Genomic DNA, 23,695 nt, shown 5'->3' with positions numbered 1-23,695 from the left:
TATTTAATAAAAATTTAATATTAATCTTTAAATTATTAAAAAATATACTTTATTTTTCTTTTTAATAAATTCTTATTATAATTACTTACTTTTTTAAAAGGAGATGTTATGACTAAGGATAAAATTCCTTTAGCTATTTTATGTATATTAATAGCTATTTCATTTGTATTTATTCCGGTTCCTGAAAGTCTAATTTCTATTAAACAAGCTGCTTTATTAAAGGCTCATTCTGATTTTTCAGAACAAAAATTATTAGAATTAAGCTTATTTGATGCAAGACTTTCTTGGATATATTTAGGTTGTTTTATAGCTACTGTTTTATGTATTATTTTAAAAGTAATGCCACTTGGTGCAGTTAGCTTAATATCTATTGCTTTTATAGCAATTTCTACAATTAGTGTTAGTGCTGATATTAGTGGAGCTGCTAGAAGTAAGGCTGCTATTAAAGATGCTTTAAGTGCATTTTCTAATAGCTTAATATGGCTTATTGTAATATCTATTATGCTTGCTCGTGGTATTATCAAAACTGGTCTTGGAAGAAGATTAGCATTTTATTTTTTAAGCATATTTGGTAAAAAAACTTTAGGTATAGGATATTCAATTGCTTTAAGCGAAGTGTTTTTAGCTCCAATTACTCCATCAAATACTGCAAGGGGCGGTGGTATAATTAATCCAATAGTTCAATCAATTGCTAAAGCTCTAGGTTCAGAGCCAAATAATGGCAGTGCAAATAAAGCAGGAACATATCTTAGCCTTGTAAATTATCAATCAAATCCAATTACATCTGCTATGTTTATTACCGCAACTGCACCAAATCCATTGGTAGTAAAACTAATTTCAGATGCAACTAATGCAAATATTAGTATTACTTGGGGGCAATGGGCTTTAGGAATGTTTGTTCCTGGAATGTGTGCGATATTGCTTATGCCATTAGTGATTTATTTTTTAAGCCCACCTGAACTTAAAGAAACACCTGATGCAAGAGAATTAGCTAAAAAAGAATTAGCTGCTATGGGTAAATTTAGCTTAGATGAAAAAATTATGCTTAGTATTTTTGGATTATGCTTATTCTTATGGGCTGGAATGCCGAGTAATTTTGCTAATTGGTTTGGCTTTAGTGAATATGCAAAGGCTTTAACATTTGATCCTGCTAGTGTGGCGGCTTTAGGACTTGCAATTGCGCTTTTAACTGGTGTTTTAAAATACGATGAATTATTAGCAGAAAAGACAGCTTGGGATACATTAGTATGGTTTGCTGCTTTAATTATGCTTGCTACTATGCTTGATAAATTAGGTTTAGCTGCATTTTTAGGACAAGAGTTAAAAATGGCAGCTTCATCTTTAGGGCTTAGTGTAACTTTTGTAATGATATTTTTTACTTTAGCGTTTTTGTATTCGCACTATTTTTTCGCAAGCACAACGGCTCATATTTCAGCAATGTTTTTAGTATTTTATAAAACAGGGCTTGATTTAGGAGCACCACCTATGCTATATGCTTTTATGTTAGCAGCTGCAGGAAATATTATGATGGCACTTACGCATTATGCTACAGGGACTGCTCCTGTTGTATTTGGTAGTGGTTATGTTAGTCTTAATAAATGGTGGATAATAGGTTTTATTGTAAGTGTTATTGATATAGCAGTTATGATTTGTGTTGGCTTAGTATGGTGGAAGATATTAGGCTTTTATTGATTTAAGAATTTGAAATAGGAATTTCCTATTTCAAATTCTAAACACAAAATTATCAATAAACTTCCACATATACCATACCATCATCAGTATATCTTGCACTATAATCAAACCAATTTTCAGCACTTTGTTTTGTGTCTTTATTTGTCATTTTCATTTCACCTTTACATCTAATTAGTTTTTTTTCTTTATCTATTTTTTCAGTCATAAATCCAGAATACGAAATATCTAATGAAGAAATATTAGGAACTTGTTTTTTAACAATTTGAGTAACAACATCAGTTACTTCTTTATCATCACAACTAGGTATAGAACCACAACCTATACAAAATGCACTAACTACAATTAAAGAAAAATATATTTTTTTCACGATATATCCTTATATAATTTGTAAAATTTGTTGATAATTGTATTGTCTAACTTTTTTGCCAATATTTATAATATCAATAATCCACCATATAATTCCTATTGCAAACATACAAGTAATGAATTTGAGTATAAAAATAAGTATGCCTAAACCAATAGAGCCAAGATAAAATCTATCTACATAAAACATAGCACATATAATTCCAGTAGTAGGATTTTTAAGCTTTGCAGCAAGTAGTTTGTCTGAAAAGTTTTTTCTTTCAGCATCGTTCATTCTCTCTAACTTTTCTCTTAAATTAATTACAGCCATTCCGTCTTTTGGCAACTTGTCTTGAATACTCATTAAAATACTATTCGTATCCATTTACACTCCTTAAGAAAAAATTAAATCCATATAATACCCCCCCCCAATCTTAAAAGTAGCTTAAAATAATTTTAAAATATTTAAAACAAAAATTATCTTATTTAGGCTACAATGAAACTACATTTTAATTTTAAGGAGAAGTTATGAAAAAAGTTGGTATTTTTTATGCTACAAAAGGTGGTACTACTAAAGCTTTTGCAGAGCAAATCGCAGCAAAAATTGGTGCTGATGTTGTAAATATTAAAGATGTTGAAATAAACGCATTATCAGAATATAAAACTTTAATCTTAATGAGTTCAAGCTATTTTTTTGGTGCTTTGGCTGATGATTGGGGAAGTAAAGTAAAATTATTAAATACTATTGATTTTAGCGATAAAAATGTAGCTATCGTAGGTGTTGGCGGACAAGAAAGACATCCTGATAGTTTTTGCTCTGGTGTAGCTGATTTTTATGATAAATTAGCTTTTAGTGGAGCAAGATTTATAGGCGAAGTTTGCTCAAGTGATTATAACTACACATTCTCAAGATTACAATTTGGAAAAGCTTTAAGAGGGCTTTGCCTTGATAAAGCTGATGGGGATAAAAACGAAGCAAGAATTAATGCTTGGGTTGAAAATATTAAAAAATATTTATGATTTTTAGGAAGCCAAGCTTCCTTTTTGGTAATGTTAGCATTTTTTAAACACTTATATTTGATATTTATTTTTAGACTTTGTTATGATAAAAAAGGTAATTTTTTATTGTTTTTATTTCAATTAGTTTCAGCGTTTTTTGTTTTTCTAACTTTTATTGTGATAGTTTTATATAGCTTAGAATACATAAGCGATCATACAAAAAATCTTGATGAACTTAAAAAGGCTGAAGGTGTATTGTACGATATAGAAAAGATAGTTTATAAGAAAATATTTAGGAGTAGAACTGATTACATAATATGGCATTATAAAATGATTGATAATAATAAAAATCACAAAACTTTCATAGCAAGAGAAGATAAAAGTTATGCAAAAAATCTCATAGGGCAAAAAGTAGCTATTTACTATGTTCCTAGCGTATTTTATCCAGAAATAAGACAATTAGAATCAAATGGCTTTATTTATGAGCGATACAAAGTAAGAGATAATTATGAAGATTTAAAGTATATTTTCCCATTTTTTATGTTTTTTGCGAGTATATTTTATATGCTAAATATTAAAGGCAAATACCCTGATGATTATGAATTACCATTACTTAAACATAGTATAAGGCTGAAGACTTTTAATAAATATTTTTTGATTTTATTAATTTGGTTTATTTTTATAATTGCAGCGTTTAAATATAGTGATGAAATTATTATAATGTATTTTTTAATTATTTTAAATCCTATAATTACGCTAGTTTTTGAGCTAAAATTTAATTTAATCAAAATTAATTTTTATGATGATTTTTTAGAATTTGAATATGGATTTTTCTTATTTAAAGTCAAGTATAAGAAAATAAAATATATAGATTATCAAGGAATTTATATTCAAACTAAATATATTAATTTTATTATTAATACAAATAAATTGAGCGAAGATGATTTGGATTATTTAGCTATAAGTTTAAAAAATAATTCCTAATTAATTAAATTAGGAATTATGAAAAATTTAATTATGAAAATAAACCATTAACACTTTCATTATGATAAACACGGCGAATAACTTCCCCAAATAAAGGTGCAACACTTAAAACTGTTATTTTTTTACATTCTTTTGCTAGTGGTATAGTATCAGTTACTATTAACTCATCTAAAGCACCATTTTCTATTCTATCATAAGCAGCTCCACTTAAAACAGGATGAGTACAGCAAGCAATTACACTTTTAGCTCCTAATTTTTTAAACACTTCAGCAGCTTTAACAATAGTTCCTGCAGTATCAATCATATCATCAACTATAATTACATCTTTACCATTTACATCGCCAATTACATTCATAACTTCGCTTTCATTAGCTTTTTCACGGCGTTTATCAACAATAACAAGTTCTAAATCTAGTGCTTTTGCAACAGCTCTTGCACGAACAATTCCGCCTGTATCAGGACTTGCAACTACTGCTTTACTTAAATCTCTTTGTTTTAAATGTTCGTTAAAAATAATACTTCCGTATAAATTATCAACAGGGATATTAAAAAATCCTTGAATTTGACCTGCATGTAAATCAATAGTAGCTACACGGCTAATTCCTGCAGTTTGCATTAAATCAGCTACTAATTTTGCACTAATTGGAACTCTAGGAGCTGCTTTTCTATCTTGTCTAGCATATCCAAAATAAGGAATTACAGCAGTGATTGAATTAGCTGAACTTCTTTTTAATGCGTCAGTTAATATTAATAATTCCATTAAATTATCATTCGCTGGTGCGCAAGTGCTTTGGATAATAAATACATCTTTACCACGCACACTTTCTCCAATTTGAACGCTAATTTCTCCATCACTAAAACGCTTAACTCCAGCATCGCTTAATTTACAATCTAATCTTTGAGCGACTTTATTGGCAAATTGAATATTTGCAGAACCCGAAAAAATGGTATAACCTCTCATAAAATAACCTTTCTAAATTAATAAAATGAGCTATTATATCTTAAAAAACTTATTTGTAAATTTGTTACAAAAAGTAACATATTGTTAAAAATATTACGATTATTCTTAATCTTGTTGTTATTATATGCTAAATTCAGCATTTAAAATTAAAATATTAAAATCTTATCACGAAAGGAAAATTATGGAATTTACACCTAATTTTAACCCACTTGGCAACATTTGGTTAAGTGCATTTGTAGCGTTTTTACCTATACTTTGCTTTTTTCTTTGCCTAGTGGTTTTTAAGACAAAAGGTTATGTGGCAGGTTTTTTAACTGTTGTTACAGCCATTCTTGTTGCAGTTTTTGCTTATAAAATGCCGTTAAATGCTGCATTTGCTAGTATTATAGTAGGTTTTACTACTGGTATTTGGCCTATTGCTTGGATTATAATAGCAGCTATTTTTCTTTATAAGCTTTCAATTAAATCAGGTCAATTTGAAGTAATTAAACAAAGTATTATGACAATTACGCCTGATCATCGTATTCAAGTAATCATCATTGGATTTTGTTTTGGAGCATTCTTAGAAGGTGCTATTGGATTTGGTGGCCCTGTTGCAATTACTGCTGCTTTACTTGTTGGTTTAGGTCTTAGACCATTACAAGCAGCTGGATATTGTATGATAGCAAACACAGCTCCTGTTGCATTTGGTGCTATTGGTATTCCAATTATTGCAATGGCTCAAGCTGTTGGAATACAACAATATGAAGTTGCTGCTATGGTTGGTAGAATTTTACCTCCGTTTAGTTTTTGTATTCCATTTTTTATAGTATTTTTAATGGATGGTATGAAAGGTATTAAAGAAACTTTCCCTATTGTATTTGTTGCAGCTATTTCTTTTGCTATAGCACAATTTTTATCAGCAAACTTCTTAGGTGCTGAATTACCTGATATTATTTCAGCTATTGTTTCTTTAGTAGCTACTGCTGTTGCTGCAAAAACATTTAAACTTAAAAATATTGTAAGATTTGATGATAAAAAAGATTTTAGCGATGTAAAAATTTTAAGCATCAAAGAAATTGTTTATGCTTGGTCACCTTTCTTATTATTAATTGTATTTGTTGTTATATGGACTCAAGGTTGGTTTAAATCATTATTTGGAACTGATGCAGCTTTAGCATTTACAAATCTTAAATTATCATTTGCTAGTTTAGGTGATTTAGCAGTTATTAAACCATCACTTGTAGAAGGTGGAAAAGCAGGAACTCAACCTTTAGGACTAGGAATTCCATTAATCAACACTCCAGGAACAGCTATTTTATTTGCTGCAATTGCAAGTATATATATTTTAAAAGTAAAAGCTAGTGATGCTAAAGTATGTTTTAATGATACTTTAAGAGAAATGGCGTTTCCTATTTTAACTATTGGTTTAGTTGTTGGTTTTGCAAAAATTACTGATTATAGTGGAGCTAGTGGAACATTAGGAATTGCATTATCACAAACTGGTGGAGCATTTACATTCTTCTCTCCTGTAATTGGTTGGATTGGAGTATTCTTAACAGGTTCTGATACAAGTGCAAACCTTTTATTTGGTTCTTTACAACAAGTTACAGCTCATCAATTAGGCTTTTCTGACACATTATTCTTAGCAGCAAATAGTGCAGGTGGTGTTGTTGGTAAAATGATATCTCCACAAAGTATTGCAGTTGCTTGTGCTGCTGTTGGCCTTGTAGGACGCGAGAGTGAGTTGTTTAAATACACAGTTAAATACTCAATAGCTATGATAATAATTATAGGAATTTGGGTAAGCTTAATTGCATATTTTATGCCTGGAATTATACCACCTAGTATTCCTTTAGCTAAATAATTATGCTTAGTTTAAAAAGGTTAATTAAAAAAAATCTAGGAATATATTTTATGGTTATTGCTAGTTTTGCATTTGCACTCATGGGGTGCTGTGCAAAACTACTTGCAAATACTATGCCTAGTGTAGAAATAATGTTTTTTAGAAATGTTATTGGAGTTATTTTTATAGCTTATTTGATTTATAAAATTCCACATAAAAAATCAGGTGGTAAGTTCTCTTTATTGTTTTTTCGTGGTTTAATAGGAACTATTTCTTTATATTTTTTCTTTTATAATGTCGCTAATATTTCTTTAGGCGGTGCTTTTGCTTTTCAAAAAACAAATCCACTTTTTGTAGCATTAATTGCATTTTTGTTTTTTAAAGAGCAGTTAGGATTTAAAAGTATTTTATATTTATTATTAGCTTTTGGTGGTGTAATGTTAATAATTCAACCATTTGCACCTGAACATTTACATAGTGGTTTTGATATTAAAAACTCAATTTTAGGTGTTTTAAGTGGTTTAACAGCAGCGCTTGCTTTAACAAGTGCTAGGGAATTAGGAAAGTTTTACAATACTGAAGTTATAGCATCAAGTTTTTTTATACTAGGAACAATTTTACCTATATTATCTATGCTAGGCGGAGAGTATTTAAATGAGAGTATTATTAGGCATTTTGATTTTGCTTTTGCTACATTTGTAATGCCTGTTGGATATAAAATATGGACTTTAATTATTTTAATGGGCTCTTTATCGATTCTATACCAAATATATGTAACAAAAGCCTATAAAGCAGCTAAAAAGGCTGGGGTTGTAGCTGGAGTTGGATATATTGATGTTGTATTTACTTTATTTTTAGGAATACTTTTAGGAGATGATTTACCAAGTTTTGTAGTTTTAACAGGTATAATCTGCGTTTTAATAGGTGGTATAGGAATAAGTTTAAGTAAGGATAATAAAAAATGAGAAAAATAATATTATTTGCAGGACCTTGCGTTATAGAAAGTCCTGAAATTGTTACAGAAGTTGCAAAAAGATTAGAAAAAATTGCAAAACATCCACAAATTGATTTTTATTTTAAATCAAGTTTTGATAAAGCAAATCGCACAAGTTTAGATAGTTTTAGAGGACCTGGACTTGAAAAAGGTTTGCAGATTTTAGCTGATATAAAATCTAAATTTGGATATAAAATAATTACAGATATTCACGAGAGTTATCAAGCTAGTATTGCAGCCGAGGTTGTTGATACTCTTCAAATTCCAGCTTTTTTATGCAGACAAACTGATTTATTAGTTGCAGCTGCTAAAACTAAAGCTATTATAAATATTAAAAAAGGTCAATTTTTAAATCCAACTGATATGAAATATAGTGTAGCAAAAGTAGCACAGACTAGAGGGTATGATTATAAAACTAATGATGAAAGTTTTTTTGCTTGCTCTGATATTGGAGAATTATCATTTAAAGATTTAAAAGATGAAGATTTTTCAAAAGCTCATCAAATAGCAAGAGAAGCTGGTGTTTTAGCGGTTGAGCGTGGAACTAGTCTTGGATATGGGAATTTAGTTGTTGATATGAGATCTCTTAAAATTATGAGAAATTTCGCACCTGTTATATTTGATGCTACACATAGCGTTCAAATGCCTGGAGCAGCAGGTGGTAAGAGTGGTGGAGATAGCTCTTTTGTATTGCCTTTAGCAAGAGCTGCTGCTGGAGTTGGCGTTGATGGATTTTTCTTTGAAACACATTTTAATCCGTGTGAAGCTTTATGCGATGGACCTAATATGGTAGCTACTAGCAAATTAGAAGAGAAAATTAATTTATTATTGAAAATATTAAATAAGGAATAAATATGAATATTATTGAAGGACAATTAAAATTAAATGGTAATGAGAAATTTGCCATAATAAACGCTAGATTTAATAGTTTTATAACTGATAAATTAGTTGAAGGTGCTAAAGATGCTTTTGTTCGTTTTGGTGGAAATGAAAAGAATTTAGATTTAATTTTAGTTCCTGGTGCTTTTGAATTACCTTATGCTTTAAAACAAGCAGTGAAGAAAAATTATGATGGAATAGTGGTTTTAGGTGCTGTTATTCGTGGAGATACCCCACATTTTGATTATGTATCAGCAGAATGCACTAAAGGTGTTGCAGCTATAACTTTAGCAAATGATACTCCAATTAGTTTTGGTGTTCTTACAACAAACACTACAGAGCAAGCTATGGATAGAGCAGGAATTAAAAGTGGTAATAAAGGTTATGAAGCTATGGTAACTACTATTGAAATGCTAAATTTACAAAGAGTTCAAAATGGCAACTAGACATCAAGCTAGAAAAACGGTTGTAAGTTTATTGTATTCATTTGATTATGTTCAAAATAGTGAGCATGTAAATGATTATTTAGAAGAGCATAAAATAAGAAATGCTATTCGTGAATGGGCTTTAGAATTATTTAACGGCGTTCAAGCAAATCTATTAAAAATAGATGAGTGTTTAAAAGGTATTTTAGAAAGCAATGAAGTTAGTAATTTAGGTGGTATGGAAAAAGCTATTTTAAGACTTGGTGTTTATGAATTGCTTTTTACAAAAACAGATAAAGCTGTTGTTATAAATGAAGCTATTGAACTAGCTAAAGAATATGCAAGTGATAATGCACCTAAGCTTATTAATGGTGTATTAGATAAGGTTAGAAATTAATTTTAAATTAGCTAATATTTTTTATATTAGCTAATTACTCGTTGAATATTTTAATAGATATTTTTATATTTTATTTTCCAAATTAAATTCCTAATAGTTTTATGATATTTATTAAAATAATCAAAAAGGATAAATATGGAAAATGTTTTAATGCTAATGATAGGGGTATCAATATTATTAGCTTTTATAGTAATCATTGCTTTTATTTGGGGTTTTAAAAATAAACAATTTACCGAAAATAATGGCTTTTTAGAATTAAATGATAGTGAAGAAGCATTAAATGATGCAATTATTTTAGAACAAAGAAAAATGGAATTAAAAAATATGAAAAAGGCTTTATTTTTAGATAGAGATGGGGTAATTAATAAGGATTTTTCTTATGTTTATGAATTAGAAAAATTAGTATTTATGCCTAATATTTTTGAGATAGTTAAATTCTTTCAAGATAAAGATTATTTGATTTTTATAATTACAAATCAAAGTGGAGTAGGGCGTGGGTATTTTACAAAAGAGCAAATGGATATTTTTAATGAAGTAATTTTAAATGAGTTTAAAAATCATAAAATTAATATAAGTAAAATTTATTCTTGTTTACATATACCTAGTGATAATTGTGAATGTAGAAAACCAAAAGCTGGTCTTATTTTACAAGCAGCTAAAGAATTTAATTTAGATTTATTTAATTCAATTTTTATAGGCGATAAAGTAAGTGATATGCAAGCGGCTATAAATGCAAATATTAATAATCGTTATTTGTTTAATGAAGATTTAAAAGAATTTGAATATTGTAAAAAAGTGAATAATTTATTAGATATAAAAAAGGACTATGAATGAAAAATATTAAAGCTTTAGTAATTGGAGATTTAATACACGATATTTATGTTTTTGCAAATTGCACTAGAATTAGTCCAGAAGCACCAGTTCCAGTAATCACTCCTAAAAGTGAGAAAAAAGTCTTAGGTGGTATGGCAAATGTGGCTAATAATCTTGCAAAATTAGGTGCAAATGTTAGTATTTTAAGTGTTATTGGAGATGATGATAGTGCTAAATTTATTGAAAACGAATTGCAAAAACAAAATATAACTTGCCATATAATTAAGCAAAAAGATAGAAAAACTTCTACAAAAACTCGTATTTTTGGCTCAAATCAGCAAATAGTAAGAATAGATATAGAAAGCACAGAGCAAATTAGCGATAAATTAGCTGATGAATTATTTGATAAAATACGCAATGATAAATATGATGTAATTATTTTTAGCGATTATGATAAAGGAGTTGTTAGTCCTTATTTAGCACAAAAAATAATTAAATTTGCAAAAGATAGTAATACTTTAAGCCTAGCAGACCCTAAGAAAGATTTTTATAAGTTTAAAGGCATAGATTTAATAACACCTAATTACAAAGAAGCTTGTGAATTTTTAGGTAATTTTAATGAATATGATGATGATATATTATTAAAATCATTAGAAAAATTACAAAAAGAATTGGATTTAAAAATACCATTAATTACTTTAGGTAGCAATGGAATTGCTGCTGTTTATGATAATAAATTAAATCGCCATTATGCTTTAGCTAAAGAAGTTTTTGATGTAACCGGTGCTGGAGATAGCGTGATTTCATCATTATCATTTTTCTTAGCGAATGATTTTAATATTAGTAAAAGTATAGATTTAGCTAATAAAGCTGCTGCTATTGTTGTAGGTAAGATAGGGGCTGTTAGCGTAGGGCTTGATGAGATTATAAATTTTGATAATGAATTTTATAAATTTAAAAATATAGATGAGATTAAACAACTTAGTAAAGGTAAAAAAATAGTTTTTACCAATGGCTGTTTTGATATTTTGCATTACGGGCATCTTAGTTATTTAAGAGCAGCTAAGGAGTTAGGAGATATTTTAGTTGTTGGTTTAAATTCTGATGAAAGTATTAAGAGATTAAAAGGTGAAAATAGACCAATTAATAATATAATGACTAGAAAAGCTATGATGTGTGCTTTAGAATTTGTAGATTATGTTTGTGAATTTAGTGAAGATACGCCAATTAATTTAATTAAAACTTTAGAGCCTGATATATTGGTAAAAGGTGCTGATTATGAAGGAAAAGAAGTTGTTGGCTCATCATATGCAAAAGAAGTAAAATTAATAGAATTTAAAACAGGATATTCAACCACAAATATTATAGAAAAAATAAAGGAGTTATATGTTAAATAAATTAAAAAATGAGTTAAACGAGCACAAAAAAGCTTATGATAATATTAATGAAGAGTATTTAAAAGATATTATTCAAGTAGCTGATATTATAAAAAAAGCTTTGGAAAATGGTAAAAAATTATTGATTTTTGGCAATGGTGGTAGTGCTGCAGATGCTCAACATTTTGCAGCCGAACTTAGTGGAAGATATAAATGTGAGCGTAATGGTCTTAGTGCTATTGCACTTAGCACAGATACTTCAGCACTAACTGCAATCGGTAATGATTATGGCTATGAATATGTGTTTAGTAGGCAAGTAAATGCTATTGCTAAAAGTGAAGATATAGTGTTTGGTATAAGCACTAGCGGGACTAGTAAAAATGTTATTTTAGCACTTGAAGAAGCTAGAAAAATTGGTTGCAAATGCGTTTTATTAGCTAGTGAAAAATTAGAAAATAGTCCGTATTTTGCCCTAAAAGCACCTAGTAAGGATACGCCAAGAATACAAGAAATTCATATTTTCACAATACATTGTATTTGTGAAATACTGGATAATTATTTTAAAGATAAATAAGGTTTGAGCTTAAAGCTCAAACTAAATTATGATTTTTAGCTAGCCTTAATGCTTTTGTAAATTCTTTTAATTGTTTAATATTTCCTATGCTAATTCTATTTAATAAAGGATAATTATCTATAGGTCTTCCAACTATTATCTCGCATTCTTTCATAAAATCAGCATATTTTGTGCTTTTAATTTCGTGTAAAATAAAGTTAGTATGAGATTTAAAATATTTTATATTTAAAGTTTCAAATTCATTTTCTAATAAAGCTTTATTATCGTTAATAATTTTTCTTGTAGTTTTTGCAAAGTCTTTTTGTTTTAGGGCAAAAATCGCACACTCTAAAGCAAAAGCATTAATAGCATCAGGACTAAAAAAATCTTTTAAAATTGATATTAATCTAGTGTGAGCTATCCCATATCCAACTCTTAAACCTGCTAATGAATACATTTTAGAAAATGTTCTAATATGTAAAATATTTGGATTTTTTGCAAATTCTAAACTATAAAAATCATCAGCAAATTCACAATAAGCCTCATCTAAAAGCATATATACATTATCTTTGCAAATTGAGTTTAATTCATTTAAATCTTTCTTGCTTAGCATTAGGCCTGTTGGATTGTTTGGATTTACAAGATAGATTATATTTATTTTATTTGGGATTATTTTTATTTTATTTATATCAAAATTAAACTCACTATCTAAGTAAAACCCATCAATACTATAACCTATATTTTTAGCATAATAAAGTGTTAAGTCAAAAGTAGGTAATGGTGATATTAAATGAACATTGGAATTTGAATATTTATAAAATGCTAAAAGGCTCATATAAATAACATTACTTGAGCCATTACCTAGAACAAAATTATCACTTTTTAAATTATAAAAATTAGCTAATTCATCTAATAATTTATAATTTTTATCAAAAGAATACTTATTAAATTCAATACTATTAATTATCTCTTTAATATCTAAAGTATTACAAGTATTTTCGTTTTTGCTTAAATCAATCATATATTTTTAAATAGATTTTCAAGATTTGCTTTTGCTTCTTCTGAGCTTATATGATTTTCTGCTTCAGTGCCAACTTCAATTAATTCAATATTAAGTCCTGTTAGCATATTGCATAACCTAATATTAATTCCTTGCTTACCTATAGCTTTACTTTTTTGGTCGTGATTTATTACAACCTTAGCTATGTCGTTATCAATCGTAACTGAATTAATAATTGCAGGTGCTAAAGCACGAGAAACTACAATAGCTTGTTCGTTAGAATACTCTATACAATCTATATTTTCGCCATTTAATTCTTTACTAATAGCATTAATTCTAACACCTTTTGTTCCAACGCTAGCACCTACAGCATCAATATTGATTGAGTTAGCTTTTAATAAAACTTTAGCTCTTTCACCAGGAATTCTAGCGCAATTAATAATTTCTATAGCACCATCTTTAATCTCTGGAACTTCAAGCATTAAAAGTGCATTTAAAAATTTAGGAGAAGTTCTTGAAATTTCAACCTTTAAGCCTAGTTTTTTATCAACACTAACTTTTCTAATAACTGCTTTTAATACATCACCAACTTTAAATTTTTCGCCTTTTATACGATTTTTTCTAGGTAATACTGCTCTAATTTCATCAAATTCTATGAAAGTATTTTCATCATTATCAACAAATACTACCGTTCCAAAAATTAATCTATCAACCATACTTTGGTATTTTTCAAATAATTTTTCTTCTACAAGTCTTTGCACATTATATTCTAATTCTTTATAAAGCCAATTTATTGCAGTTCTATCAAGATTTGCAAAAGATATTTCATATTTTAAAGTATCTCCGATTTCTACTTCACTTGATTCTAATTTTGCTTTATCAAGGCTAATATATTTACTTTCATTATTAGCTAATTCATCATTATTTGCAACAACTACTAGATTTTGATATACACAAAGAGTTTTTTTAACATCTACACTAAATTCTTTATCATCACCAAAAAGTCTTTTAGCAGTATTTGTAATAGCTTTTACTACACGCTCACTTACTTCTTCTATTGGCAATGATTTCTCATTCGCAATTGATTCTATTATATCTACTATTCTTTCCAAGATTTTACCTTTAATTGAAGTTTGAAGACTATTATTATATAAAAAATAACTTTTAATAAGTTTAATGAAAGAACTTTTTGTTATTATTTTATTTTTTTAATTTAAAAAAGGATATGAGATGAAATTTAAATTAGCAAAACAAACTTTAAATTCAAAACCAAAAGAAGTTACTATTGAAGAAGTTATAAAAATACTTGAAGAAAAAAAGGTTATATTTTTAGACCATTCAAATTCTAGTGAAGATATTACAAAATTAGTTGAAAAATTAAATAATTTTAAGGTATATGTAAATACGGTTAAATATGGTTTAGTAGAAGATGAATTTATTTATGAGGTACATATACTTTGAGTAAAAAATTATATATAGAAACTTTAGGCTGTGCAATGAATGTTCGCGATAGTGAGCGTATGATTGCAGAGCTTACCACTAAAGAAGGTTATGAAGTAACTACAGATAAAAAAGAAGCTGATTTAATATTAATAAATACTTGTAGTGTGCGTGAAAAACCAGTCCATAAGCTTTTTAGTGAAGTAGGTGGTTTTTTAAAAGAGAAAAAAGAAGGAGCAAAAATAGGCGTTTGTGGTTGCACGGCTTCTCATTTAGGTAGCGAGATTTTTAAGCGTGCTCCACAAGTTGATTTTGTGTTAGGTGCAAGAAATATTAGCCGTATAACAGAAGCAATTAAAACTCCAAAATTTATAAGTAATGATATAAATTACGATGAAAGCGATTTTGCTTTTGCTGATTTTAGAAATAGTATTTATAAAAGCTATGTAAATATTATGATAGGTTGTGATAAGCATTGTGCTTATTGTATCGTCCCACACACTCGTGGTGATGAGCTAAGTATTCCAAAAAATATTATTTTAAATGAAGTAAAAAAAGCCGTTAGCAACGGAGCTAGTGAAGTATTTTTGCTAGGACAAAATGTAAATAATTATGGTAAAAGATTTTCAAGTAACCATCCTAAAATGGATTTTTCAGACCTTTTAAATGAGATTAGCGAGGTTGATGGGCTTGAAAGGATTAGATTTACTAGCCCACACCCACTTCATATGGATGATAAGTTTTTAGAAACTTTTGCAAAAAATCCTAAAATTTGTAAAAGTATGCATATGCCTTTACAAAGTGGTAGCACAAGTATTTTAAAAGCTATGAAGCGTGGCTATACTAGAGAATGGTTTATAAATAGGGCTTTAAAATTAAGAGAATTAGTTCCAAGTGCTAGTATATCAACAGATATTATCGTGGCATTTCCTGGTGAGAGCGATGAAGATTTTGAATTAACACTTGATGTAATGAGAAAAATTAGATTTGAGCAAATTTTTTCATTTAAGTATTCTAAAAGACCACTAACACCTGCAGCAACAATGCCAAATCAAATTCCTGAAAATATAGCAAGTGCAAGGCTAACTAAATTACAAAGTTTATACAATGAAATTTTAGATGAGATTAGTGCAGCACAATTAAATAAAACTTATAAAGTATATTTTGAAGAATTAAGAGAAAATCAAACTATAGCAGGAAGAAGTGATAATAATTTCTTAATAGTTGTAAATGGTAGCGAAGAATTGCTTGGAAAAATGGTTAATGTAAAGATTACAAAGACTTCTAGGACAACCCTTTATGGCGAAATACAAAGTTAAAATTTTAGCTTTTATAATATTTATACTTTTAAATATTATTTATTTAACTTGTAAAAAAAGATTTTATGGAGAAAAAACTTTACCTAAAGAGCCTTGCATAGTGCTTTTTTGGCATGGAAAACTTACTATGATGGCTTTTATTTTTGCTTATATGAAGAAAAATGGTTATAAAAAAAAGCCTTATGTATTAATAAGTAATCACAAAGATGGAGAATTAATTGCTAGTGTTATGAAATACTTTAATATAAATGCTGTTAGGGGTAGCACTTATGATTCTCCAGTTAAAGCATTGCTTGAAATTAAAAGTCTTTTAGGGCAAGGTCATGATGTATATATTACTCCTGATGGACCTAGAGGACCTTATCATAGTATTTCAGCAGGCTCTTATAAAATAGCTTTAAAATATAAAATTCCTACGATTATTTTTGATAATGCTGCAAGTAGATTTTATAGGGCTAAAAGTTGGGATAAGATGATTTTAGCTAAGCCATTTTCTACAATTGCTTATATTATTTCAAAACCGATATTATTAGATGAAGCAAACTCTGTTAATTTAATAAATAAGGAATTTAATAAACTAGAGCTTAAATTAAATGAAGAAGGTTTTTATGTTTAATATAAGAAAATACCTATCAACTATTTTTATTAATTTAGTAATTAAGGATAAAAGTTGTAGTATAGAAGCTTATTCTGTTAAAAATGAAAAAATTATTAAAATTCATCAAAGAACTTTTATTGAAGAAGATAAAAATAAATTACTAAAATATATAAAAACCTTAATTGATAATCATTATTTTACTTATGTTTCACTTTTATTTACTAGTATCGGTCAAGGAATGGTGCCGACAATCAATAAAACAGATTTACAAAAATTTGGTGTTGATAGCAGTGCTGTTAATTTAAAAATCTTTGATAATTCGTTTTTGTATGCGGCTAAAACTGAATTAATCAATGCTGATATTGTTTTTGATGAATTGCAAGTGGATTTAATTTATTCTCCTTTTAGCATATTGTTTAAGCTAATTCAAGATAAAAAATCAGATGGTTTTGTATTTGATGGTATAAGTTTATTTGTGTTAAAATACGGAGAATTCATTACTTTAATGATTTATGATGGTAAGAAATTTAAATTTGGTAGTTATTTTGAGCTTAAAATCAACAAAGATAATGAAGAAGACCATCAAACTTTAGAATTAGAAGAAGAAATTGAATTAGATAGCAATAACGATACATTAGAAGAACTTGATTTTGATGAATTTGATAATGTAAAGGTTGATGATAATTTTGATTTAGGAGCTGATTTAAATTCTGATTTGAATGAAAATTTACAATCATTTAGCTTGGATATGCAAATATTTGAATATATAAATAGTGCGATTAAAGAATTTTATAATAACAATATTTATGATAGTGATTTTATTAATAATATTATTATATTTGAACACGAAAAAAGCTCTAAAGCTATGCATTCTTATATTGAAAGTGAATTATTAATAAAGCCTATTGTATATACAATTGATATATTTAAGGAAATGTTAAAATTAAGCAGTAATGATTTAGGAGCAAAAATTGATATATAGTCTTAAAAATGCTGAACAAAAACCTATATTAAATAAATTTAATAAATTATGCTTTTATTTTTTAATCTTCATTATTTTTGTAATTATATTTTTTGCTGTATTTATAAAAATAAAACAAGAATTAGCATATAGCGACGCACAACAAGCCAAAGAAAATAGTGATAAAATGATAGAATTAATAGGAAAAAATAGGAATGAAATTATTTTAAATAAAGAATATATAGCTTTAGTAAGTGATATACAAGCTTCTAATATAAATTTAAAAAAGAGTATAAAAAATTTATTTGACTTAGTTCCTGATAGTATAGTTTTAAATGAAGTTTTAATGGAGCAAAAAAGCTTATTGATTAAAGGAATTACTCCAACAAAAGAAATTTATAATAATTTATTGCAAACACCGCTTCAAAGTATTTTTGAAACATCAAAAACTAATTTTATACAATTAAATTCTGGTTGGTATAACTTTGTAAGCATTAACACTATTGAAAATTCTGAGGGTTTTAATGAATAAAGATAATAGTATGAGTAAAATTGATATAGTAAAGTTGCTATTATGGTTGAGTATATTTTTGATTACTATTTTTACTCTTAGTGCTTTGCTTATAATCCCAAGTGTAAATAAATTAAAAGTTGCAAATGAAGTTTTAAGCTCTTCAAATTCAAAATTTCAGCAAAATAAAGCAAAAAATGAAAGTATTGAAAGACAATTAAATGATTATTTATCAGAAAATAAAACCAATTTAGCAAAAATTCATAATGAATTTGATATTGAAAAATTTAAAAATCATTGCAAGACTTTTTTTGATGAAGTGAATTTAGATAAGAATTTAGATTTTAGCGAAGATTATGTAAGCTATCAGTTATCAGTAAGCACAAAAATAACAAGTCCAACTATTTTTTATGATTTCATAGATTCTTTAGATAATTTTCCAAATATTTTACGAGTTCATTTCCCAATAGTTTTAAAATCTGATAAGAATTTGATAAAAGCACAATTTAACATTCAAGTATATAAAAGATAAGCCTACAAAAGTAGGCTAAGAATTATTTATGCAATTCGTTTGCATAGAATTTAACAGAATTAAAGCCTTCTTTTAAAGCCCATTCGTAAGCACTTGATACGAATTCCCAATTAATATGCTTATAAAAACCTTCAAGGTAAGCTGCTCTTGCATTTCTGTGGTCAATATAATAAGCGTGTTCCCAAACATCAACAACTAATAAAGGAATTAATTTATCAGTAATTGGAGTTGCTGCATTGCTTGTTTTTACTAATTCAAGTTTTTTACTTGTAGTATTATATACAAGCCAAAACCATCCACTACCAAATAAGCCTGTAGCACCTTTTATAAATTCATCTTTAAAGTTTGAACAGGTTCCAAAAGCTTCATTAATTGCTTTTTCTAATTCAGCACTCATTTTACTTTCTTTTGGACTAATGCAGTCAAAATAAAAATCGTGATTATAAACTTGTGCAGCATTGTTAAAAATACCTTCTTTAGAAGTTAAGATAATATCAACTAAATCTTTTTTTTCAAATTCTGTTCCAGCAATCAAATTGTTAAGATTATTAACATAAGTTTGATGGTGTTTACCATAGTGATAATTGAAAGTTTCTTCAGTTAAAAAGCCTGAAAACGCATTTGTCGCATAATTTAATGTTCTTAATTTAAACATCTTTTCTCCTTAATTTTAAAATTTGTATTAAAAATATATCAAAAAAAAGATAATATTTATCTTATTTAAAATCCTTTTTTATCTGTAAAAAATATATTTATTAAAGAAAATTAAAATTATTATCAAATTAAGAAAAAATTAATAAATAATTCATATAATAATCAATATCAAATTAATTTAAAAAAAAGGATATGTTATGAAGTTAAGTAAAATTACATTAGCTAGTATTTTTGTTGCAAGTTCTGCATTTGCTCATCAATTTTTTCCAATGAAAACAGATGATGGTTATAAGGTTGGATTTTGGGCTGATGATCACTGGGGTCAATTTCAAAGCGATAGAATATTTGGTGTAAGTGCAAAAGATTCTAAGGGTAAAAAGCTTAAAGCTGGATATGATTATTTAAATAATAAAATCTTTATAGAAGGTAATCCATCAGTAGCTAGTGTAAATTATGATTTTGGTTATTATACTTTTACAAAAGATGGCAAACATTATTCTCAAGCTAGAAATGAAATTACCGACATTACAGGTGCAAATGAAGTAACCCAAACTAGAAAAATATTTAAAATGGGTAAAAGTATATTCGCTTGGGACGAAGCATCAAGTAAGCCTTTAGGATTAAAGTTTGAAATAATTCCATTAGAAAATCCACTAGACAAAAAAGTAGGTGATAAATTAAAAGTTCAAGTATTGTTAGATGGAAAACCTATTAGTGGGGTTGAATTTGAAGACCAAAATGATGATATAGATGATATTACAACCGATGAAAAAGGTATTGCAACTTTAACTCTTAGCAAACCTCAAGATGGCTTGCAAATTATTGCAGCTGGTATAAAATTGCCTTATAATCTTGATAGATACGGAGATACTTTACAGCTTACTGCTACTTTAAGTTTTAAATCTAAATAATATTTTTAATCCCTAATTGTTAGGGATTAAAAGAAATATTTTAAAATACCTTTATTAAATTTAAAGGTTTTTAAAATGAAGACAAAAGTGTTTTTTGCTATATTAATAGCTGCTTTTGGCATTTGGTATTATTATTACAACGAAGGTAGTTATACAAAAACAGATGGTTTTGAATTAACTTATATAGATAATAGTATTATTAAAAATTATAATTCAAATATATTGTTAAATTTTTGTAATACTAGTAATTCATCTTGCAATCAATTTCAGCCAATTTTAAAATCAGTTTATAATGAACTAGGTAATTTGAATGTAAAAATTTTAAATATTGATATTTTTGACAATCCTGAATTATTGAATAAATTCCCAATTTCTTTAATACCGATACAATTTTTTTATACAAAAGATGGAGTAAATTTCAAACCAAAATCAGAAATTGGAAAGAAATTTAAAGAAGTTAATTTCAATGATGAAACTTTTTATTATCACTTAGGTATTTTAACGCAAGAAGAGATAATGTTGATTTTTGAAGAAATGCAAAACTATTAAAGTTGGTCTAGTTTTATTAGTGCATCTTCAACAATTTCTCCAATAGGTGGGGTAATATCAATATTTATTACTAAATCTTCATTGTGTGGAAATTCTAATGTTGAAAATTGAGAATCAATCATATTTTCTTTCATATAATGACCGCTTCTTTTACTCATTCTTTGCATTATTAATTCTTTTGAGCCGTGTAAATGAATGAAGATAATTTTACCAGATTGTCTTATTTTATCTCTATATTGTTTTTTTAATGCAGAACAAGCTATGACACAAGAGCGGTTTCTTCTTGAAATTGAGTAAAATACATCAGCAATTCTTTCAAGCCAAGGCTCTCTATCTAAATCATTTAATGGATTTCCACTTTGCATTTTTTCTATATTTGCTCTTGGGTGTAAATCATCTCCATCTATAAAACTTGCTCCTAAACTATTTGCAATCATAGCACCTATCGTGCTTTTGCCACAACCGCAAACTCCCATTACAACAATATTATAATGTTTCATTAATTATCCTTTTTTATAAAAATCTTGCTATTTTTAACCTATTTTTCTTAATATTACATAAATTCAAATAAAAGGAGAAATAATGCAAGAGCTTAGTGCTTCTTACTTATTATGTGTTGCCGCAGTTGCGGTTGTTTTATTATTATTTATGATTATGAAATTAAAAATTCATGCTTTCATATCATTAATAATAATAAGTTTTTTAACTTCTTTAGCAGCTAATACGCCGCTTGATAAAATTTTAGGAGTAATGCTTGGTGGTTTTGGTTCAACTTTAGCAAGTGTTGCTTTATTAGTTGGTATTGGTGCTATGATAGGTAAAATTTTAGAAGTTTCTGGTGGAGCTCAAGTTTTAGCTGATACTTTAATTGAGTTTTTTGGGGTGCAAAGAGCTCCATTTGCACTAGGTTTAGCTTCATTGATTTTTGCTTTCCCTATATTTTTTGATGCAGGGTTAATTGTAATGTTGCCTGTTATATTAAGCGTAGCTCATAAATTAAAAGGTTCTGTTTTAACTTATGCACTTCCTTCAGTTGGTGCGTTTTCTGTAATGCATGTTTTCTTACCACCACACCCAGGTCCAGTTGCAGCAGCAGCTACAATAGACGCTAATGTTGGTTGGGTTTTAATATTAGGACTTATTATTGGTCTTCCTACTTGGTATTTTAGCTCTTATTTATTTGGGCTTTATTCTGGTAAAAAAATGTATTTTAAAGCACCAGATTTATTTGAAGATGAAAAAATAGAAATTAAACATAAACCTAAATTCTTAACCGTAATATTTATATTATTAACCCCTGTAGTATTGATTTTTATAAGTGCAATTATCTCATCTATGCAAAAATTAGAAATAATCGCAAAAAATGATATATGTTTTAATGTTTTAAATCTAATAGGTCAAACTCCAATCGCTCTTATGATTACTTTAATAATTTGTATTATTGTATTTAATAAGAGTTTAGGAGCTAAAAATCTTGAAAAATATTGTGAAAAAGCTCTTCCTGCAATTTGTTCTGTAGTGCTTGTAACCGGTGCAGGTGGTATGTTTGGTGGTGTTTTAAGAGCTAGTGGAATAGGTGATGCGTTGGCTGGAACTTTAGCTAATTTAGGCGTTCCTGTTATTTTAGCTGGTTTTATAATAGCAGCAATTATTAGAATTGCTCAAGGTTCAGCTACTGTTGCACTTACTACAACAGCTGGTTTAATGGCACCAATTATTGCAGCAAATACATCAATTGCAGAATTTGATAAAGTTGCTATCGTTTTAGCAATAGCTTGTGGTAGTGTTGTTTGCTCTCATTTTAACGATTCTGGATTTTGGCTTGTAAAAGGCTTATTTGGTTTAGATGAAAAAACAACTCTTAAAACTTGGACTATATTAGAAACTTTAATAGGTGTTATAGGTTTTGTATTAATACTTATAATTTTAGCTTTATTTAATCTTGTATTTTAGTGTTTTTACTTTGGAATTTAAAATTATATTTTAAATTCCATTTTTAATTAATTTTTCTTAAATAATATAGTTTTCATTATATTTATATATTATTCCTTTTTGCTATTGGGGGGGGGTATTTAATATCTATATAATAATTAAGAATATATTATTCTATTTACTTAATTCTTAAATTATTTTATTATAATTTTATCTAACTTATAAAATTAAGTTTTATTTAAATTTTAAGGAGAATTTATGGAAAAGTTATCTCGTAGAAGCTTTTTAAAAGGTGCAGCAGGAGTAGCAGCTAGTGCGTCAAGTTTAGGTGCTGTTGATTTTATTGGTGAAAACGCTATTCCTAAAATAGATGAAAGCTTAATTAGTGCTTCACATTTTGGAGCTTATCATCCAATTATTAGAAGTAGCAAAGTTGAAGGATTTAAAGCTTTTAATGGGGATTTTAAACCAACAACTCTTATGAATGGTGTAGTAAATAGAGTATATTCACAAGATAGAATTAAAAACCCAAGCGTTAGAAAAAGTGTTTTAGAAAAAGGATTTGAAAAAGCTCCTAAAAACTTAAGGGGTAAAGAAGAATTTGTTGAGATTACTTGGGAAAAAGCTTATGAATTAGTAGCCAATGAGCTTAAAAGAGTTTATGAAAAATATGGCTCTAATGCTGTTTATGGTGGTAGTTATGGTTGGTTTTGCGTTGGAAGCGTTAATAACCCACAAAGCTTACTTGGAAGAATGTTAAATATAGCAGGTGGTTGTACTACTAGAACTCTTACATACTCAACTCATTGTATTCGTGCAATTACTCCTTATATTAGTGGTGTTGATGAATCAAGTGCTAAGCAAACTTCTTGGGACAATGTATTAGAACATTCAAAAGTGGTTGTTTTATGGTCAAATGATATGATTAATACAAATCAAATTGCTTGGGGTGTGCCATTACATGAAACTTACCCTTATTTAGAAAAATTACAAGCATTAGTTAAAGATGGAAAAATAAAAGTAATTAATATTGACCCAGTATATAATG

General features: G+C 27.7%; 28 protein-coding genes and 1 pseudogene. 22 read left to right on the top strand and 7 right to left on the bottom strand.

All coding sequences use genetic code 11. From position 1 onward, the window contains the following. Window positions 1-108 precede the first annotated feature (108 nt). Window positions 109-1,692: a DASS family sodium-coupled anion symporter gene (locus AVBRAN12640_RS07760; RefSeq protein ID WP_214118516.1), complete on the top strand. Its 1,584-nt coding sequence runs from the start codon at window positions 109-111 to the stop codon at window positions 1,690-1,692. A gap of 52 nt (window positions 1,693-1,744) precedes the next feature. Here the strand turns inward: AVBRAN12640_RS07760 and AVBRAN12640_RS07755 are convergent, their stop codons facing one another. Both AVBRAN12640_RS07755 and AVBRAN12640_RS07750 read right to left on the bottom strand, forming a co-directional pair. Continuing rightward, window positions 1,745-2,059 carry a hypothetical protein gene (locus AVBRAN12640_RS07755; protein WP_336608873.1) on the bottom strand — a complete coding sequence of 105 codons (315 nt, stop codon included), beginning with the start codon at window positions 2,057-2,059 and terminating at the stop codon, window positions 1,745-1,747. Window positions 2,060-2,068: 9 nt separating this feature from the next. Then, window positions 2,069-2,419 carry a hypothetical protein gene (locus AVBRAN12640_RS07750; RefSeq protein ID WP_239803667.1) on the bottom strand — a complete coding sequence of 117 codons (351 nt, stop codon included), beginning with the start codon at window positions 2,417-2,419 and terminating at the stop codon, window positions 2,069-2,071. 143 nt (window positions 2,420-2,562) lie between these two features. Here AVBRAN12640_RS07750 and AVBRAN12640_RS07745 point away from each other — a divergent pair, with 143 nt between their 5' ends. Both AVBRAN12640_RS07745 and AVBRAN12640_RS07740 read left to right on the top strand, forming a co-directional pair. Then, window positions 2,563-3,054, top strand: coding sequence for a flavodoxin domain-containing protein (locus AVBRAN12640_RS07745; RefSeq protein ID WP_214118522.1), 492 nt, complete (start codon window positions 2,563-2,565; stop codon window positions 3,052-3,054). 105 nt (window positions 3,055-3,159) lie between these two features. Then, complete coding sequence (locus AVBRAN12640_RS07740; RefSeq protein WP_336608872.1) at window positions 3,160-4,017, top strand: hypothetical protein; 858 nt, start codon at window positions 3,160-3,162, stop codon at window positions 4,015-4,017. Window positions 4,018-4,048: 31 nt separating this feature from the next. On the opposite strand, the gene AVBRAN12640_RS07735 is transcribed toward AVBRAN12640_RS07740, so the two are convergent. Then, complete coding sequence (locus AVBRAN12640_RS07735; RefSeq protein ID WP_214118527.1) at window positions 4,049-4,978, bottom strand: ribose-phosphate pyrophosphokinase; 930 nt, start codon at window positions 4,976-4,978, stop codon at window positions 4,049-4,051. Window positions 4,979-5,159: 181 nt separating this feature from the next. On the opposite strand from AVBRAN12640_RS07735, the gene AVBRAN12640_RS07730 reads away from it, so the two are divergent. The 9 genes and pseudogenes from AVBRAN12640_RS07730 to AVBRAN12640_RS07695 all read left to right on the top strand — a co-directional run bounded on the left by AVBRAN12640_RS07730 (window position 5,160) and on the right by AVBRAN12640_RS07695 (window position 12,261). Then, entirely contained in the window at window positions 5,160-6,824 is a 1,665-nt protein-coding gene (locus AVBRAN12640_RS07730) for a lactate permease LctP family transporter (protein WP_336608871.1), read from the top strand. 2 nt (window positions 6,825-6,826) lie between these two features. Next, the gene (locus AVBRAN12640_RS07725) at window positions 6,827-7,768 is read left to right on the top strand and encodes a DMT family transporter (protein ID WP_250325870.1); all 942 of its coding nucleotides are present in this window, start codon (window positions 6,827-6,829) and stop codon (window positions 7,766-7,768) included. Continuing rightward, on the top strand, window positions 7,765-8,649 hold the full coding sequence (kdsA, locus tag AVBRAN12640_RS07720; protein WP_336608870.1) for a 3-deoxy-8-phosphooctulonate synthase: 885 nt from the start codon (window positions 7,765-7,767) through the stop codon (window positions 8,647-8,649). The genes AVBRAN12640_RS07725 and kdsA overlap by 4 nt, the downstream gene beginning before the upstream one ends. Before the next feature lie 2 nt (window positions 8,650-8,651). Then, window positions 8,652-9,122 carry a 6,7-dimethyl-8-ribityllumazine synthase gene (gene ribH / locus AVBRAN12640_RS07715; RefSeq protein ID WP_214118534.1) on the top strand — a complete coding sequence of 157 codons (471 nt, stop codon included), beginning with the start codon at window positions 8,652-8,654 and terminating at the stop codon, window positions 9,120-9,122. Continuing rightward, window positions 9,112-9,498, top strand: a complete 387-nt coding sequence (gene nusB / locus AVBRAN12640_RS07710; protein WP_214120575.1) for a transcription antitermination factor NusB — start codon at window positions 9,112-9,114, stop codon at window positions 9,496-9,498. The genes ribH and nusB overlap by 11 nt, the downstream gene beginning before the upstream one ends. A 135-nt stretch (window positions 9,499-9,633) precedes the next feature. Continuing rightward, a pseudogene (gene ccoS, locus AVBRAN12640_RS10055) lies at window positions 9,634-9,741 on the top strand (cbb3-type cytochrome oxidase assembly protein CcoS); the annotation flags it as partial. Between the two features lie 81 nt (window positions 9,742-9,822). Continuing rightward, a complete protein-coding gene (locus AVBRAN12640_RS07705; protein ID WP_442862256.1) occupies window positions 9,823-10,332 on the top strand; it encodes a D-glycero-alpha-D-manno-heptose-1,7-bisphosphate 7-phosphatase in 510 nt (169 codons plus the stop codon). Continuing rightward, a complete protein-coding gene (rfaE2, locus tag AVBRAN12640_RS07700) occupies window positions 10,329-11,708 on the top strand; it encodes a D-glycero-beta-D-manno-heptose 1-phosphate adenylyltransferase (RefSeq protein WP_239803674.1) in 1,380 nt (459 codons plus the stop codon). The genes AVBRAN12640_RS07705 and rfaE2 overlap by 4 nt, the downstream gene beginning before the upstream one ends. Next, window positions 11,698-12,261 (top strand): D-sedoheptulose-7-phosphate isomerase, encoded by a 564-nt coding sequence (locus AVBRAN12640_RS07695; protein ID WP_214118550.1) that lies wholly within the window; start codon window positions 11,698-11,700, stop codon window positions 12,259-12,261. The genes rfaE2 and AVBRAN12640_RS07695 overlap by 11 nt, the downstream gene beginning before the upstream one ends. 16 nt (window positions 12,262-12,277) lie before the next feature. On the opposite strand, the gene AVBRAN12640_RS07690 is transcribed toward AVBRAN12640_RS07695, so the two are convergent. After that, window positions 12,278-13,261: a pyridoxal phosphate-dependent aminotransferase gene (locus AVBRAN12640_RS07690; protein ID WP_336608868.1), complete on the bottom strand. Its 984-nt coding sequence runs from the start codon at window positions 13,259-13,261 to the stop codon at window positions 12,278-12,280. Then, entirely contained in the window at window positions 13,258-14,352 is a 1,095-nt protein-coding gene (gene nusA, locus AVBRAN12640_RS07685; RefSeq protein ID WP_214118554.1) for a transcription termination factor NusA, read from the bottom strand. Before nusA ends, AVBRAN12640_RS07690 begins: the two co-directional genes overlap by 4 nt. Window positions 14,353-14,470: 118 nt before the next feature. Between nusA and AVBRAN12640_RS07680 the strand changes: the two genes are divergently transcribed. From AVBRAN12640_RS07680 to AVBRAN12640_RS07655, 6 genes are read left to right on the top strand one after another with little or no spacing between them, the layout of a single operon-like run. Beyond that, window positions 14,471-14,701: an HP0268 family nuclease gene (locus tag AVBRAN12640_RS07680; protein WP_214118556.1), complete on the top strand. Its 231-nt coding sequence runs from the start codon at window positions 14,471-14,473 to the stop codon at window positions 14,699-14,701. Then, entirely contained in the window at window positions 14,698-15,999 is a 1,302-nt protein-coding gene (gene miaB, locus AVBRAN12640_RS07675) for a tRNA (N6-isopentenyl adenosine(37)-C2)-methylthiotransferase MiaB (protein WP_214118558.1), read from the top strand. Before AVBRAN12640_RS07680 ends, miaB begins: the two co-directional genes overlap by 4 nt. Next, the gene (locus AVBRAN12640_RS07670) at window positions 15,980-16,615 is read left to right on the top strand and encodes a lysophospholipid acyltransferase family protein (protein ID WP_336608867.1); all 636 of its coding nucleotides are present in this window, start codon (window positions 15,980-15,982) and stop codon (window positions 16,613-16,615) included. The genes miaB and AVBRAN12640_RS07670 overlap by 20 nt, the downstream gene beginning before the upstream one ends. Then, complete coding sequence (locus tag AVBRAN12640_RS07665; protein ID WP_336608866.1) at window positions 16,608-17,579, top strand: hypothetical protein; 972 nt, start codon at window positions 16,608-16,610, stop codon at window positions 17,577-17,579. Before AVBRAN12640_RS07670 ends, AVBRAN12640_RS07665 begins: the two co-directional genes overlap by 8 nt. Continuing rightward, window positions 17,569-18,090: a hypothetical protein gene (locus tag AVBRAN12640_RS07660; RefSeq protein ID WP_214118563.1), complete on the top strand. Its 522-nt coding sequence runs from the start codon at window positions 17,569-17,571 to the stop codon at window positions 18,088-18,090. The genes AVBRAN12640_RS07665 and AVBRAN12640_RS07660 overlap by 11 nt, the downstream gene beginning before the upstream one ends. Further along, a complete protein-coding gene (locus AVBRAN12640_RS07655; protein WP_214118565.1) occupies window positions 18,083-18,601 on the top strand; it encodes a hypothetical protein in 519 nt (172 codons plus the stop codon). Before AVBRAN12640_RS07660 ends, AVBRAN12640_RS07655 begins: the two co-directional genes overlap by 8 nt. A 22-nt stretch (window positions 18,602-18,623) precedes the next feature. Here AVBRAN12640_RS07655 and AVBRAN12640_RS07650 read toward each other — a convergent pair whose 3' ends face one another. After that, window positions 18,624-19,256 (bottom strand): superoxide dismutase, encoded by a 633-nt coding sequence (locus tag AVBRAN12640_RS07650; protein WP_214118567.1) that lies wholly within the window; start codon window positions 19,254-19,256, stop codon window positions 18,624-18,626. Between the two features lie 196 nt (window positions 19,257-19,452). Between AVBRAN12640_RS07650 and AVBRAN12640_RS07645 the strand changes: the two genes are divergently transcribed. After that, window positions 19,453-20,166, top strand: coding sequence for a DUF4198 domain-containing protein (locus AVBRAN12640_RS07645; protein ID WP_214120361.1), 714 nt, complete (start codon window positions 19,453-19,455; stop codon window positions 20,164-20,166). A 75-nt stretch (window positions 20,167-20,241) separates the two neighbouring features. Next, the gene (locus AVBRAN12640_RS07640; RefSeq protein WP_214118571.1) at window positions 20,242-20,715 is read left to right on the top strand and encodes a thioredoxin family protein; all 474 of its coding nucleotides are present in this window, start codon (window positions 20,242-20,244) and stop codon (window positions 20,713-20,715) included. On the opposite strand, the gene AVBRAN12640_RS07635 is transcribed toward AVBRAN12640_RS07640, so the two are convergent. Next, the gene (locus AVBRAN12640_RS07635; protein WP_336608865.1) at window positions 20,712-21,215 is read right to left on the bottom strand and encodes a gluconokinase; all 504 of its coding nucleotides are present in this window, start codon (window positions 21,213-21,215) and stop codon (window positions 20,712-20,714) included. The two genes, AVBRAN12640_RS07640 and AVBRAN12640_RS07635, sit on opposite strands and share 4 nt — an antisense overlap. A gap of 82 nt (window positions 21,216-21,297) precedes the next feature. Between AVBRAN12640_RS07635 and AVBRAN12640_RS07630 the strand changes: the two genes are divergently transcribed. Together AVBRAN12640_RS07630 and AVBRAN12640_RS07625 are read left to right on the top strand one after the other, a co-directional pair. Then, window positions 21,298-22,668, top strand: a complete 1,371-nt coding sequence (locus AVBRAN12640_RS07630) for a GntP family permease (RefSeq protein ID WP_336608864.1) — start codon at window positions 21,298-21,300, stop codon at window positions 22,666-22,668. 237 nt (window positions 22,669-22,905) lie between these two features. Then, window positions 22,906-23,695: molybdopterin-dependent oxidoreductase (locus tag AVBRAN12640_RS07625; RefSeq protein ID WP_336608863.1), on the top strand; the 790-nt coding region annotated here is incomplete at its 3' end.

The organism is Campylobacter sp. RM12640, assembly GCF_020137595.1.
Classification (GTDB): Bacteria; Campylobacterota; Campylobacteria; order Campylobacterales; family Campylobacteraceae; genus Campylobacter_E.
Note: the sequence above shows the minus strand (reverse complement) of the source record. Positions and strands in the feature narration are given on the sequence as shown.

What these genes read in the sequence shown, in the direction of transcription:
- AVBRAN12640_RS07725 (WP_250325870.1), top strand. Translation starts at nt 6,827, where the DNA reads ATGCTTAGTTTAAAAAGGTTAATTAAAAAAAATCTAGGAATATATTTT.
- AVBRAN12640_RS07630 (WP_336608864.1), top strand. Translation starts at nt 21,298, where the DNA reads ATGCAAGAGCTTAGTGCTTCTTACTTATTATGTGTTGCCGCAGTTGCG.
- nusB (WP_214120575.1), top strand. Translation starts at nt 9,112, where the DNA reads ATGGCAACTAGACATCAAGCTAGAAAAACGGTTGTAAGTTTATTGTAT.
- AVBRAN12640_RS07745 (WP_214118522.1), top strand. Translation starts at nt 2,563, where the DNA reads ATGAAAAAAGTTGGTATTTTTTATGCTACAAAAGGTGGTACTACTAAA.
- AVBRAN12640_RS07635 (WP_336608865.1), bottom strand. Translation starts at nt 21,215, where the DNA reads ATGAAACATTATAATATTGTTGTAATGGGAGTTTGCGGTTGTGGCAAA.
- AVBRAN12640_RS07670 (WP_336608867.1), top strand. Translation starts at nt 15,980, where the DNA reads ATGGCGAAATACAAAGTTAAAATTTTAGCTTTTATAATATTTATACTT.
- kdsA (WP_336608870.1), top strand. Translation starts at nt 7,765, where the DNA reads ATGAGAAAAATAATATTATTTGCAGGACCTTGCGTTATAGAAAGTCCT.
- AVBRAN12640_RS07705 (WP_442862256.1), top strand. Translation starts at nt 9,823, where the DNA reads ATGAAAAAGGCTTTATTTTTAGATAGAGATGGGGTAATTAATAAGGAT.
- AVBRAN12640_RS07695 (WP_214118550.1), top strand. Translation starts at nt 11,698, where the DNA reads ATGTTAAATAAATTAAAAAATGAGTTAAACGAGCACAAAAAAGCTTAT.
- AVBRAN12640_RS07735 (WP_214118527.1), bottom strand. Translation starts at nt 4,978, where the DNA reads ATGAGAGGTTATACCATTTTTTCGGGTTCTGCAAATATTCAATTTGCC.
- AVBRAN12640_RS07655 (WP_214118565.1), top strand. Translation starts at nt 18,083, where the DNA reads ATGAATAAAGATAATAGTATGAGTAAAATTGATATAGTAAAGTTGCTA.
- AVBRAN12640_RS07645 (WP_214120361.1), top strand. Translation starts at nt 19,453, where the DNA reads ATGAAGTTAAGTAAAATTACATTAGCTAGTATTTTTGTTGCAAGTTCT.
- AVBRAN12640_RS07665 (WP_336608866.1), top strand. Translation starts at nt 16,608, where the DNA reads ATGTTTAATATAAGAAAATACCTATCAACTATTTTTATTAATTTAGTA.
- AVBRAN12640_RS07730 (WP_336608871.1), top strand. Translation starts at nt 5,160, where the DNA reads ATGGAATTTACACCTAATTTTAACCCACTTGGCAACATTTGGTTAAGT.
- rfaE2 (WP_239803674.1), top strand. Translation starts at nt 10,329, where the DNA reads ATGAAAAATATTAAAGCTTTAGTAATTGGAGATTTAATACACGATATT.
- AVBRAN12640_RS07760 (WP_214118516.1), top strand. Translation starts at nt 109, where the DNA reads ATGACTAAGGATAAAATTCCTTTAGCTATTTTATGTATATTAATAGCT.
- AVBRAN12640_RS07690 (WP_336608868.1), bottom strand. Translation starts at nt 13,261, where the DNA reads ATGATTGATTTAAGCAAAAACGAAAATACTTGTAATACTTTAGATATT.
- AVBRAN12640_RS07680 (WP_214118556.1), top strand. Translation starts at nt 14,471, where the DNA reads ATGAAATTTAAATTAGCAAAACAAACTTTAAATTCAAAACCAAAAGAA.
- AVBRAN12640_RS07750 (WP_239803667.1), bottom strand. Translation starts at nt 2,419, where the DNA reads ATGGATACGAATAGTATTTTAATGAGTATTCAAGACAAGTTGCCAAAA.
- AVBRAN12640_RS07640 (WP_214118571.1), top strand. Translation starts at nt 20,242, where the DNA reads ATGAAGACAAAAGTGTTTTTTGCTATATTAATAGCTGCTTTTGGCATT.
- AVBRAN12640_RS07650 (WP_214118567.1), bottom strand. Translation starts at nt 19,256, where the DNA reads ATGTTTAAATTAAGAACATTAAATTATGCGACAAATGCGTTTTCAGGC.
- ribH (WP_214118534.1), top strand. Translation starts at nt 8,652, where the DNA reads ATGAATATTATTGAAGGACAATTAAAATTAAATGGTAATGAGAAATTT.